A 13,363-nucleotide genomic window follows, 5' to 3' on the forward strand; every position below is an offset into this window, starting at 1 on the left:
AATTGATTGTCCGGCTTGTTTGTTTAACAAAGGCGCGGGGCGCCCGTTTAGCAACGTTGTGAATGGATCGAATCAACTAAAGATAAAGGAATCATGCCACTAAAACAGGGGTATGCCGACGTAGACGTCTGGGCGGCAAGCCCGTTTTTAGTCGGCCTTCCTCTTAGGGACGAACCGATGAGGCCTTATCGTAGGGCGCATTTCTAAAGTTGCATCGTTGCCCGGGCTCATGCGTCGGACGTGGCTAGTCGGTTATTTCGTTATCCACAAGCACCTAATCTTACCTTTATGGTACTAACAATTAGTGGGGGAGGAATGAAAACCTCTACTGATTGAAGATTAACTTTATAGGGATGAAGAAAAAACTCCACCTGAGAAGTTTCGATTCATGGTATGATAACCTTATTGCTGTTGAAAAGGTAGGTTAATCACCATGGAAGTTATTACTGGTAAATTATTGCTCATTTTTCTGTTTATTTTCATTATACATAGTATTGAAACATTGGCTTATGCTGTTCGTTTATCAGGGGCGAGGGTGAAAATGATTGCCTCTGCGCTTGCGTTATTTAATGTTATGGTTATAGTATCTCGTTTAGCGAATATGATGCAACAACCGTTTACAGGTAGTTTAATAGATACAGCACCACCTGAGCATGCGCTTCAAGTTGTAGAAGAGCAATATCGGATTTTAATTGGAGCTTCCACGGCTGGTACGATAGCTGGAATTATCGTTTTTCCGACATTTATTGCATTGTTTTCTCGGGCCATCATACACTTAGCTAATGAAAAAGGATCGATCCCTGCACTTATTCAAAAAGGGTTATCGATTGAATTTTTTATGCGAGGGTGGAAGCATATCCGTTTACCAAAACGAACAGATATAAAAGGGTTGCGGATAAGTGACATTCCGGTGAAATTATTTCTTATAAATACAATCATTACGGCTATTTATACGATAGGTGTACTAGCAGCCTTATATGCATCATTGCTTGTGCCAGAACGCGCCGCGACAGCAGTAATGGCTTCCGGCTTAATTAATGGAATAGCGACGATTTTGCTAGTAGTGTTTGTCGATCCAAAAGTTTCTGTTTTAGCAGATGATGTTGTCAATAACAGAGGGAGCTACCGAACGTTAAAAGGAGTTTCACTTATGATGGTCAGCTCGCGTTTGCTAGGTACATTGTTAGCACAAGCGTTATTTATTCCAGGTGCAAAGTATGTGGCCTGGTTTACGAAATTTATTGTTTAGAACACAAACCTTGCTTTCTTTCAGGGTGTTTGTTTCCCCGAAATGTAAGATGCCGTAAGACGCTCATTTCGGGGAGTGAGCGTAAATACAAGGAAGTTGGGGTTAACGATGACTAAATTCATGTTTTCGTTCAATGGCACTTAGCTCTTATCCTTACAGTACTAAAAAATCAGTGGGGGAGGAAAGAAAACCTGATTTGGTTTTAATTTATTTCAAATTAACATCGCTATCATTAAAATAAATAACGTCCCATCATCATAGTGCCAGGTGGCTTGAAAGCGAGTGAGTAAGATCAAATCTTTTTTGCTTGGCGTAATTCTGATAATGGACTGACCAGTCGATGTGGATAATTTTTCCATCAAGGGTAATGCAAGGTCGTTCACTGGTAGAAAATGTTAGAACCAATCGTGCTTATCAAATTTAAAGATCAAGCTTACAGTTAATCCTTCATAGGTAATTGTTACTTTTACATGTTGATGATCCATTTCCTTCCAGTCGATAAAACCGTTTATGATGGCGTTTGGCAATCAAAAACCCTCTCCCAAATTAGTGATAAGTTTTCCTTTATCCATATATATCAGAACTAGTCTGGTAAAATATAGTTATCAGCCCTCAATAAATCCTTTTCCATCTTGAAAACAATCATATACTTCAAATGGTATACGAACAAAGGCGCGGGGCGCCCGTTTAGCAACGTAGTGAATGGAACGAATCAACTAAAGATAAAGGAATCATACACTAAAAACAGGGGTATGCCGACGCCTGAGCGGCAAGCCCGTGTTTAGTCGGCCTTCCCCTTAGAGACGAACCGATGAGGCCTTATCGTAGGGCGCATTTCTAAAGTCGCATCGTTGCTGGGCGCTGAAGCCGGACGTGGCTATTCAGTTATTCCCTTATCCCAAAGCAACAAATCTTATACTCCCTCTATATACTAACGTTTTCTCTTGTTTTCTTTGTTTTTCTTAGAATTTCATTTTGTTTTTTACTCATCAACAATATGTTAAGACCGTGTAGGAATCATTTTTAATGTAGAAGGGTGCACTTAATAAGCCATCCTTCTTCTTTTTGAAAAAAATGGAGATTATTACTGCCTATGATCGCACTCGTTTCCCTATAAAACAAAAAAAGACGATTGACTGTGCAGGAAGCCTTGGACAGTAATGCGGATAGTTTACTTTCATAGGGGGCTTTGTTTTATCTTGAATCAAAGCTGCATGATTCGTGTAAACTTTCGCCGAACCAGTTTTTCCAGTTTGCAAATAACCACCATGCTCAAAAAATGTTTGAACTGCTGATGGAAGATGTTTATTATCTGATAGGGTAAAAGAATTTCGGTCTTTTTCTTTTCCAGCTCCGCACAGTGCTTCGTATTATGCTGAAATGCTCGATATGTTTTGGAATAAGGAGACTTGAAAAACAAAACAATTAGGAGTAAAGTTACAAGCAAGATTAACCAGAACATCATTATTTCTCGTCTTTTCAACGAGCTTATCATTGCCTGTGAGATCGTTAATGTTGTGATTGTATTTCCTCTTCTATTTTAGAAAAAGGGGAGCTAGTCATAAGACACATAGCATACCCTAAAACCGATAAGAAGTATGGTGCAGGAAAGCTTGTTATGAAAGAGCCATACCCTTGTTTTTGAAGGTCTTTTGAAAGAAGAACTACCTATACATTAATGGCAAACAAAATAAAAAATGATAACCACAAAATGGTGCGATTTCTAAAGCATCGTAAGAGAATGTGATTTTTGCAAAGAAAAGGATTCTTACTTCATCCGCAATGATGACAGATTCTAATGATGAAGAAAAAGCAATGATCTGCTGTTCCTCTGATTAGATATTCCAAAAAACACTACTTCAAGAGTTATAGTCGATACGAAGTGGTTAGATAGCAGCACATAAATTCCCGATTCGCTCAGGACTATCATTCAGTTATGGATGGAATAAGATTCCTACTGTATGAAGTTTTACTTTATAATAGTTGAACTTGTCGTATGTATACTTCAATTAAAGGTATGGAGAGTAGAAAATGAAGCTAAGTAGAAGCAGATTATTGGAAACATTAAAGCAACAAATTAGAACAAATAAACATATTATTGGTGTTGCAGCAGGTTCTGGGCTTACAGCAAAATATGCGGAACAAGGAGGGGCGGATTTTATCTTAGCCCTAAGCTCGGGAAGATTTCGTCAAATGGGGGTAAGCTCTTTAGCTGGTTTTACAGCATGTGCAAATAGTAATGAAATTGTGATGGATTTTGCTATCCGGGAGTTATTGCCGATTGTAAATAAAATTCCAACTATTTTCGGCTTATTTGCTACAGATCCGACGATCCATATAGAAGATTATATCAGACGGATAAAATTGTGCGGTTTTGCTGGAATAAATAATTATCCGACTGTCGGTTTAATTGATGGTCAATTTCGAGAAGCCTTAGAAGCACAGGGTCTATCTTTTGCAAAAGAGGTTGCAGCTATTCAAATAGCGAACCAATTGAATTTATTTACGGTAGCATTTGTATTTAATCAATCGCAAGCAATCGATATGCTTAAAGCTGGAGCGGATGTGATTTGTGTCCACCTAGGTTTAACAACGGGTGGAGTATTAGGAGCAAAACAAATTCAATCCTTACAGTCTGCTAAGAGGTTAGCCGTAGATATTTTTAACGCGTGTGATGAAGTAAATCCGAATGTCATTAAAATGGTATATGGTGGTTCTATTAGCCGACCGATTGATGTGCAGTTTATGTATGATGGCACAGACATAGACGGATATATTGGCGGGTCGGTTTTTGAACGTATTCCAGCTGAACAAGTAATTACCACTGTAACGAAATCATTTAAAGAAACGTATAACGTACAATATGAAGCTTCTATTCAAAAGATTATGGAAGGCTTTGCAAATAAAAAAGATTATGTTGATTTTATAAAGGATTACATAAGCCATCATTATATGGAGGAAATTACATTAAATGATTTGGCAGCTATTTTAAACTTATCCAGAACTTACGTAAGTACGTTATTTAAAACAGAAGTCGGGGTTCCATTTGTGCAATATTTAGTTGATTTTAGATTAAATCGGGCAATTGAAATGATGCAGGAAGAGAAGCTTCCCTTGGTAACGGTTGCTGAAATGGTTGGTTATCCTAATTACGCGCAATTTAGCAAAATATTTAAAAAAAGAAAAGGAGTTCCGCCAACACAGTTCTTAAAAAAATAAAGTGAAACTTCAATCAGTGGGGTTCTTTTTTCGATTGCTGATCGTTTGTACTACGGATATGACCAATAATCTTCTAAAGATATTAGGTATTTCGTGCCAGTTGAATTTCTCGCTTTCCTACAAGTGTTTACCTTGTAAGTTGGAAAGGCATGTCTTACTTCCAGTTATATGATAAATAAAATTACCTTTTTTCAACGAAAGCTTTGAATATATAAGGAAAGGCTTACAAATTATTGGATGAAAGTGAACAAAAAGACAAAATCAACATACATAACTACATTAATATTTACTAGCGAAAACGGTATCATATATATGAAAGGAAAAACATTGAACAACCATTATTTTCGTTTCGATATGATGCCGTTTTCTTATTAATGTAAAAGGAGAGAGTACATTGACAAATACGATTGCTTTAGCAGGAACGTTTGATACAAAAGGGAAAGAGTTTTTGTATGTCAAAGAACTTATTGAATCTTTAGGGTTTCAAGTATTGACGATCCACACAGGTGTATTTACGCCTCAATTTGAACCGGATATTTCTAATGAAGCGATCTTTCAAGCTGCTGGAGAAAATATGCAAGCAATTGTAACTGCAAAAGATCGTGCAAAAGCAACACTTGCTCTGTCTAAAGGAATGGAAGTTTTATTACCGAAGCTCTATGAAGCTGGAAAATTTGCCGGAGTGCTTTCTTTTGGAGGATCAGGAGGGACCTCTATTGTTACTCCTGGGATGAGAGCATTGCCAATTGGAGTTCCAAAAGTGATGGTGTCAACGGTTGCTTCTGGTAATATAGCACATTATGTTGGGACAAGCGATATTATGATGTATCCATCTATTGTTGATGTGGCTGGATTAAATCAAATATCTACAAAGATATTTACCAATGCTGTTTTCGCAATTGCTGGAATGTTGCAATTTAAAAATGATCAAGAAATAGAAAAGAAACCACTTATTGCGGCCACCATGTTTGGCTTAACCACACCTTGTATTAATTATGCAAAGGAGTATGTGGAGAAACAAGGCTATGAAATGCTCGTTTTTCATGCAACTGGAGTTGGCGGGAGAACAATGGAAAGCCTTATTGAGGATGGATTTATTGAAGGTGTACTGGATATAACTACAACAGAATGGGCTGATGAGCTAGTTGGTGGTGTTTTAGCGGCTGGTCCAAATCGATTGGAAGCAGCAGCGAAAAATCATATTCCACAAGTAGTTTCTGTTGGCGCTATGGATATGGTTAACTTTGGACCTTTTGAAACCGTTCCCGAAAAATTTTCAGGTCGCAAGTTTTACAAGCATAATCCAACTGTGACGTTAATGCGCACAAGTGTGGACGAGAATAAGCAAATTGGAAAAGTCATTGCTAATAAATTAAATCTGGCACATGGTAGTACTGCTTTAATCCTTCCTTTAAAAGGGTTATCTGGACTAGATGTAGAAGGGCAACCATTTTATGGACCTGAAGAAGATCAAATGTTATTTCATACATTAAAAGAAAACGTAGATCAAACAAAAGTACAAGTAATTGAATTGGAGCAGGCGATAAATGACCGAGCTTTTGCAGAAGCAGCTGCAGAGAAATTAATTCAATTAATTGAAAAGAAAAAAGGAGTGAACTAATATGTTAACTAGAAAAGAGATCATGCAACGATTTAATCAGCAAATCAATCAAGGTAATATTTTGCTTGGAGTTGGAGCTGGTACTGGAATTACTGCCAAAAGCAGTGAAGCTGGTGGAGCAGATATGTTAATTATCTATAATTCTGGTCGCTACCGCATGGCAGGTCGTGGTTCTTTAGCAGGGCTGCTTTCTTATGGAGATGCGAACCAAATAGTAGTAGAAATGGGAAGTGAAGTACTTCCAGTTGTCAAAGATACTCCTGTTCTTGCAGGTGTTAATGGGACAGATCCATTCCGAGTGATGGAAGTATTTTTAAAGCAGCTGAAAGATCAAGGCTTTAGTGGGGTACAAAATTTTCCTACTGTAGGCTTAATTGATGGTATTTTTCGTCAAAATCTAGAGGAGACTGGCATGGGTTATGATTTAGAAGTAGAGATGATACGCAAAGCTCACGAGCTGGATATGCTTACTACTCCTTATGTATTTGATGAAGAACAGGCTAAAAAAATGGCTGCTGCTGGAGCAGATATGCTCGTAGCGCATATGGGGTTAACGACTAAAGGTACCATTGGTGCCAAAACAGCCCTAACATTAGATGATGCGGTAGAACGGATTCAAAAAATTGTTGATGCGGGTAAGTCCGTTAACCCAGATATTACAGCTATTTGTCACGGCGGTCCAATCGCTGAACCAGACGATGCAGCTTATGTGATTAAAAGAGTCGACGGTATTGTTGGGTTCTTTGGCGCTTCCAGCATTGAACGCTTTGCCGCAGAAAAAGGAATTAAGGAACAAGCAGAGGCATTTAAACAAATTCGTAATTAGATTTTAAAAACAGATATATATTCAATTTCAATGGATAGGAGCAAAAGGTGCCTTGAAATATTTGTTTGCAACTATCCTTATTTTCTTAACTTTATTGTAATAAATTGAAGTGGTCCTGCGCATAATGAGTGTAAATATGAAGAAAGCTAGGTGAAAAGATGGAAGTGAATGATAACTTTCAACCAGGCGAAGTAGTTTATATCATTATTCGCAATCCACATGCTCAAAATGTTGCCCATATTCAACAAGCTGCAGTCGTTGAAAACCCGGAACGCCAAAATGAGCTGGCACTATTTGTTTATGAAACGTATTATCCTTTAACGGAGGAAGTAGCGGTATATAAATCTGCCGATGAGGCAGAAGCAGCTTACGCGACTGCGTTCGGTGTCCCAGATCAGGAAGGTTATTATGGTTAAGCCGTTCGTACCGCAGCTTGTATATGTGGAGCCAAAAGCGTTGGAATACCCTTTAGGAAAAGAGCTTATTACAAAATTTGAAAATATGGGAATTGAAATAAGGAAAACTACCTCTCATAATCAAATTCGTAATTTACCAGGAGACAATCATTTTCAAAGGTATCGTGTAGCTAAATCTACTTTAGTGGTCGGTCTGCGAAAAACATTGAAATTTGACACGTCAAAGCCTTCCGCAGAGTATGCTATTCCGTTTGCAACTGGCTGTATGGGGCATTGTCATTATTGTTATTTACAAACAACAATGGGTAGTAAGCCATATATTCGTACGTATGTTAATGTAGAAGAAATATTTGAAGCTGCCGAGGGGTATATGGGCGAACGCGCTCCTGAAATCACTCGATTTGAAGCATCTTGTACGTCTGATATTGTAGGTGTCGATCATTTGACACATACGTTAAAGCGAGCGATCGAATTTTTTGGACAATCGGAGTATGGACAGTTGCGATTCGTTACCAAATTCGCCCATGTAGACCATTTACTCGACGCAAAGCATAATGGAAGAACGCGCTTTCGCTTCAGTATTAATGATGATTACATTATTAAATATTTTGAACCTGGCACGTCACGACTTCATGAACGAATAGAAGCAGCAGTGAAAGTGGCAGAAGCTGGCTATCCATTAGGATTTATTGTAGCGCCAATTTACTTACATGAAGGCTGGAAGTCCGGTTACCACGAGATGTTTGAAAAACTAAAAGATATGCTACCAGAAAAAGCGAAAAAAGATATGACTTTTGAACTGATTCAGCATCGTTTTACAAAGCCAGCTAAACGGGTTATTGAAAAAAATTACCCGATGACAAAGCTGGAGTTAGATGAAGCGAAAAGAAAATATAAGTGGGGACGTTACGGAATCGGCAAATATGTATACAAAGATGAGGAGCAGGCTGATATAAAAGCAACATTAGGTGGATATATCGAAAAGCTTTTCCCTAACGCAAAAATAGAGTATTTTACGTGAAATAGTGAGTTGATTTTGGAAGGTACTTCATCGTCGCCAACGTATTAAAGAGAGAATAGAGACAATAAAACTAAGGTAAACAGGAACAAAGGCGCGGGGCGCTCGTTTAGCAACGTAGCGAATGGAACGAATCAACTAAAGATAAAGGAATCATGCCACTAAAACTGGGGTATGCCGACGTCTGGGCGGCAAGCCCGTTTTTAGACGGCCTTCTCTTAGAGACGAACCGATGAGGCCTTATCCGTAGGGCGCATTTCTAAATTCGCCTAGTTGCTGAGCTCATGCGCCGGACGTGACTAGTCGGTTATTTCGTTATCCCCAAGCACCTAATTTTATAGTATCCTATACAGCAACGAAAAAAGGCTACTCAGTGTGATCAGGTAGCCTCCTTTAAAAAGGCATAAAGTTAGAAACAAATATGAATTCCCTTCGCTTTTAAATTATCGATACATTCACGTAAATATACTTCATCATGTTCCGGATAGATCGGTCGCTTTTGAGGGGCTTTCCCTTCTGGCGCATATAAACTATCCTCTGTATGCTGGCTACAAGCTTTGCCACGATAAAATGGATTTTCCCACAAAGGGTCAACGCAGTATCCCCTTGTTTTCATTTCATCCATAATCAATTGATGGTATAAGAAGAGGCGATAAGGAGAATAGTAAAATAAATAATTGACGGTTGCATGCTTTTTCCCCCAGCCATTGCCACGTAAAGCACAGCATTCTCGATGTTGACCTAATAATTGTTGTCTCGGTAGTTTTGTAATTAGTTTTTCATGCCAAAGTCTCATCACATCTTCCTTCTAAACGGTAAATTTTATTTGTTACGACCGTTTATCCCCGTATATAAGGTGCTGTAAGACTCCCCACTTCAGGAGTTCTGTATTGCAACAAGTCTAAGTGAGAGAAAACAGCACCTAAATGCCCTATTTCGTTCAGAGGCCCTTAGGTCATACCATTACGGTACGAACAAGCCGTGGAGGAGGAATGTCCCCCTCCTCTTATTAAGTATTACTTTATAATTGTAATACATTGTCTTTATCATTGCGAATTATTTTTGGACTAAAGGATGGTCTGGGGTAAGCAACGGAAGGGGTAGAGCATCCATTTGAGCAGGTAGCAGAAAAAAATCGAGCAAGTATTTGTTAATTTGAGCATACAATAGTTTAGAATGAGTAAGCTCTCGTTTTAAATTCGAGCAAAGGTTCAGATGAAGCAAGCATTTAGCGACTCGAAGCATAAAAAAGATCAGCACGTACACATAGCAATAAAATAATCTATATTTATGTAATCGTCAACAGAATAATAAATCGGTTACAGCCTTCTTAGGAAAACAATTTTTATGGTGGAGAAGCTGATGTATGATAAAATGGCATTATGGTAAATAAAAGAAGTTTTGGAGGGTATGCGCATGATCATAGACTATTTTCTTACACTACATCCAGTAATTCAAGCACTGATTGCAACTTTATTTACATGGGGAATGACAGCACTTGGCGCGGCTCTCGTTTTTACAACCAAAAATTTTAATCAACGTTTTATGGACAGCATGTTAGGTTTTGCAGGCGGGGTAATGATTGCAGCTAGCTTTTGGTCGCTATTAGCACCAGCGTTGGAGATGGCTGAAGCAAATGGCAATACGCCATGGATCCCTGCTGCTGTAGGTTTTATGTTTGGTGGGATTTTCCTTTGGGGGATTGATAAAATATTACCCCATTTGCATCCTACTTCACCAATCCAAGAAGCAGAAGGGATTCATCCGAATCGTAAAAAACGAAGTACGCTACTAGTTTTAGCGATTACGATGCATAATATCCCAGAAGGTTTAGCTGTTGGTGTGGCGTTTGGTGCTATTGCAGCAGATCTACCAACAGCAACCGTTGCTGGAGCTGTAGCCTTAGCAATTGGAATCGGGATTCAAAACTTCCCAGAAGGAGTTGCGGTTTCCATGCCACTGCGCAGGGAAGGAATGTCGAGAAGAAGGAGTTTTATGTACGGGCAGTTTTCAGGAATGGTTGAACCAATTGCAGGTATCATAGGAGCTTTGGCTGTAACCTTTGTTCAGCCTTTATTGCCATATGCATTAAGTTTTGCTGCAGGAGCCATGATTTTTGTGGTAGCCGAAGAGGTCATTCCTGGCTCACAAGAACAAGGGAACCGTGATTTAGCCTCCATGAGTTTAATGATTGGCTTTACAGTTATGATGATATTGGATGTTGCACTTGGTTAGAAAAGGACTAGGGAAAAAATCCTTCATAGAATTAAAAATTGCAAAAGCTCCGGAACCACTTAATGGCGATCCAGGAGCTTTTTCGCTATATGAAAGTGAATGTAGTTTTCTCAATTCTTCATTGCTAAAAGCTACAAATTATGTCTTCGAGCGTCTGTTTAGAGGATTGCTGTCTTGTTGTTGACCATTAAATGAATAAAACGAAGCAGCTGATGATAATAAAGAAAACGGGCTGAATATATGTGAGCATTTTAAATATTCTATGTTCGTTTTTTAAAAAGCTCAACTGTCAAGCGTAACAGGAACCCATCCCCTAACACTATTGATTAGCCAAATACGTGAACAGGATTCCAAATCCTTAATCGTAATGATTTTTTCGCTAATCATTCCTTTTTCAATAGCATGTTGACGGAAGGTTCCTGGTAATAACCCGCAATGTACTGGCGGCGTGTAGAACGCACCGTTCATTTCTACCACGACATTTCCAATTGTAAATTCCGTAACTTCTAACTCTGCATTCCATAACAGAACATCATCTGCATCTGGATGATCTTGTAAGAACGTGTGATACATTTCTCGGTTAGTCGTCTTATGATAATAGAAAGGATTGCTTTTATCGATTGCCTGTTGCGCGAGTTTAACTTTTAACGTTTGCAGATTTGTTTTTATAGGCTGTACATCAGAAGTGATCTCACCTGTATTGGCTAATAAAACACGTAGTTTATATGTCCCAGTATTCCATTGCGTAGCAATTTGTTCTAACTTCAATTCCATTTTTGTTACTTCAAATGGATACGAAAAAAAGGCTGCCGACTTTGCCATTCGCTTTAAATGATAATCAAGCAAAGAAAATTTTCCGTTTTCTAAACGAATACTTTCCAAAAGTTCAAAGTCGTTCATCTGTTTTTTTAACACAAGTGTTTTAGACAGCATTTCTTCATACTCTTCTTCGCTTGTAGAGTCCCATGTAATCCCGCCACCAACCCCATAAGTGGCCTCACCACTAACATTGTCAATCAATACTGTTCGAATTGGCACATTAAAGATAGCTTCTTTTTGAGGCGTCATATATCCAATGGCTCCGCAGTAGATATTACGTGGAGCTGTTTCTACTTCGTGGATAATTTTCATTGTGTTTACTTTCGGCGCACCAGTAATTGATCCACAAGGAAATAATGCTTTAAAAATAGCAGTAATATCTGGTTCTACTTCTGCTGTAACAGTTGAAGTCATTTGAAATACCGTTGGATAGCGTTCAATCGTAAATAATTGAGGAACATGAACAGTGCCGGGTTTCGCAATGGTACCTAGGTCATTTCGCAATAGGTCAACAATCATAACATTTTCAGCTCGATTTTTTTCTGATTGGTACAGCCATTCAGCAATTGCTTTATCCTCCTCTAATGTATTCCCTCTTTTTGCTGTACCTTTCATCGGTTTGGTAGTAATCAAACCAGCTTGCAAATGGAAGAATAACTCCGGTGAAGCAGATAAAATTGAGTGACTGCCAATATGTAAATAGGCGCAATAGTTCGCTGCTTGTGATGCGGTTAATCGCTGATAATATCCAAACGTATCACCAGCAAAACGGCTGAACATTGGAACAGTATAATTCACTTGATAAGTATCACCATTTTCAATATGATATTTAATCTGATTGATATTCTTTTTATACGCTGAAGCAGTTATGGGAAGTTTCCATTCATCAATTGTAAAAGGTCGTGCCTTCCATTTTTGAGCTGGTTTCGCTTCTGAAAAAATACCAAACCATAATAGCGGGAACTGATCACTGTTGTGAACTTCAAATGCACGGTCAAATGCTGGAGCAGCTTCATAAGCAAGAAATCCTGCTGCATAGTAACCAGCTTGGATATATTGTTCAATCGCTTGTAGACAAGGAATTACTTCAGATTGTTCATATGTAGAAATAATGGTAATTGGATCTGTAAATGAAATAGGGTTTGTATTACTAAAGTCAAAGCGTAAATAAGGGTTATGTTGCTTCATTTTCTAAACCATCCTTCATAGCGAAAAAATTCTTTAACAATTCGATTCCACATTCTGATAGAATCGCTTCTGGATGAGCTTGAATCCCTTCTATAGGATATTTTTTATGACGAAGGGCCATTACTACTCCATCTTTCGTAGTTGCACTTGTTTTCAAACAAGCTGGGATCGTGGCTTTGTTCACGATTAAAGAATGATACCTTGTCACCGCTAGCGGGTTCATTAAGTTGTGAAACATTCCTCGATTATCATGGGTGATGAGGGATACTTTGCCATGCATTGGTTCTTTTGCTTTTTCAATCGTAGCGCCAAATGCTTGGGCAATCGTTTGATGCCCGAGGCATATTCCAAGTATAGGGAATTGTTGATGTAATTTGGCAACAACTTCTAAGCAAATGCCAGCTGAATTTGGCGTACCAGGCCCAGGAGACAGGACGATCGCTGTTGGCTGCATATGTTGTATTTCTTCTACAGTAATAGCATCATTTCTTACGACATGGACTTCGAAATCTAGCTGTTTGATATATTGGACTAAATTAAAGGTGAATGAATCATAATTATCTATCATAAGGATCATTAAAAGCTGCTCCTTTCATTTGCGTATATTAGTATAACATAGGTGGGAAGTGGTTTAGAGTATTCGAAGCAGCGAAATAAATTACTTATGATTTAGCGTGCATTCTTGGTATAATGTACTATTTTCTCAGCTTATCCCGTATATAAGGTGCAGTAAGACTCAAGAGTTAGATAATCTGTCCAAGAAGTCTAAATG

11 protein-coding genes are annotated in these 13,363 nt (G+C 38.5%); 7 read left to right on the plus strand and 4 right to left on the minus strand.

Annotated features, from left to right (window positions below; all coding sequences use genetic code 11):
* The first annotated feature begins 433 nt into the window (after nt 1-433).
* On the plus strand, nt 434-1,249 hold the full coding sequence (locus BKP57_RS18945) for a lipid II flippase Amj family protein (protein WP_050352494.1): 816 nt from the start codon (nt 434-436) through the stop codon (nt 1,247-1,249).
* Between the two features lie 395 nt (nt 1,250-1,644).
* Here BKP57_RS18945 and BKP57_RS23190 read toward each other — a convergent pair whose 3' ends face one another.
* Complete coding sequence (locus BKP57_RS23190; RefSeq protein ID WP_257786692.1) at nt 1,645-1,776, minus strand: DUF6544 family protein; 132 nt, start codon at nt 1,774-1,776, stop codon at nt 1,645-1,647.
* Between the two features lie 1,504 nt (nt 1,777-3,280).
* Here BKP57_RS23190 and BKP57_RS18950 point away from each other — a divergent pair.
* The 5 genes from BKP57_RS18950 to splB all read left to right on the plus strand — a co-directional run bounded on the left by BKP57_RS18950 (nt 3,281) and on the right by splB (nt 8,352).
* Entirely contained in the window at nt 3,281-4,468 is a 1,188-nt protein-coding gene (locus BKP57_RS18950; RefSeq protein ID WP_072742167.1) for a phosphoenolpyruvate hydrolase family protein, read from the plus strand.
* A gap of 394 nt (nt 4,469-4,862) precedes the next feature.
* The gene (locus tag BKP57_RS18955) at nt 4,863-6,089 is read left to right on the plus strand and encodes a Tm-1-like ATP-binding domain-containing protein (RefSeq protein WP_050352496.1); all 1,227 of its coding nucleotides are present in this window, start codon (nt 4,863-4,865) and stop codon (nt 6,087-6,089) included.
* A 1-nt stretch (nt 6,090) separates the two neighbouring features.
* Complete coding sequence (locus BKP57_RS18960; protein ID WP_050352497.1) at nt 6,091-6,915, plus strand: phosphoenolpyruvate hydrolase family protein; 825 nt, start codon at nt 6,091-6,093, stop codon at nt 6,913-6,915.
* A gap of 158 nt (nt 6,916-7,073) precedes the next feature.
* Complete coding sequence (locus BKP57_RS18965; RefSeq protein WP_050352498.1) at nt 7,074-7,331, plus strand: transcriptional regulator SplA domain-containing protein; 258 nt, start codon at nt 7,074-7,076, stop codon at nt 7,329-7,331.
* Nucleotides 7,324-8,352, plus strand: a complete 1,029-nt coding sequence (gene splB / locus BKP57_RS18970; RefSeq protein ID WP_050352499.1) for a spore photoproduct lyase — start codon at nt 7,324-7,326, stop codon at nt 8,350-8,352. Before BKP57_RS18965 ends, splB begins: the two co-directional genes overlap by 8 nt.
* Before the next feature lie 406 nt (nt 8,353-8,758).
* Here the strand turns inward: splB and BKP57_RS18975 are convergent, their stop codons facing one another.
* Nucleotides 8,759-9,145 (minus strand): TIGR02328 family protein, encoded by a 387-nt coding sequence (locus tag BKP57_RS18975; protein WP_050352500.1) that lies wholly within the window; start codon nt 9,143-9,145, stop codon nt 8,759-8,761.
* 620 nt (nt 9,146-9,765) lie between these two features.
* On the opposite strand from BKP57_RS18975, the gene BKP57_RS18980 reads away from it, so the two are divergent.
* On the plus strand, nt 9,766-10,584 hold the full coding sequence (locus BKP57_RS18980; protein WP_244969450.1) for a ZIP family metal transporter: 819 nt from the start codon (nt 9,766-9,768) through the stop codon (nt 10,582-10,584).
* Nucleotides 10,585-10,866: 282 nt separating this feature from the next.
* Here the strand turns inward: BKP57_RS18980 and pabB are convergent, their stop codons facing one another.
* Both pabB and BKP57_RS18995 read right to left on the minus strand, forming a co-directional pair.
* Nucleotides 10,867-12,591, minus strand: a complete 1,725-nt coding sequence (gene pabB / locus BKP57_RS18990) for an aminodeoxychorismate synthase component I (RefSeq protein WP_072742168.1) — start codon at nt 12,589-12,591, stop codon at nt 10,867-10,869.
* Complete coding sequence (locus tag BKP57_RS18995; RefSeq protein WP_050352503.1) at nt 12,578-13,168, minus strand: anthranilate synthase component II; 591 nt, start codon at nt 13,166-13,168, stop codon at nt 12,578-12,580. The genes pabB and BKP57_RS18995 overlap by 14 nt, the downstream gene beginning before the upstream one ends.
* Nucleotides 13,169-13,363 lie beyond the last annotated feature (195 nt).

The sequence above is a fragment of the Virgibacillus sp. 6R genome (assembly GCF_001895305.1).
GTDB lineage: Bacteria > Bacillota > Bacilli > Bacillales > Amphibacillaceae > Virgibacillus > Virgibacillus pantothenticus.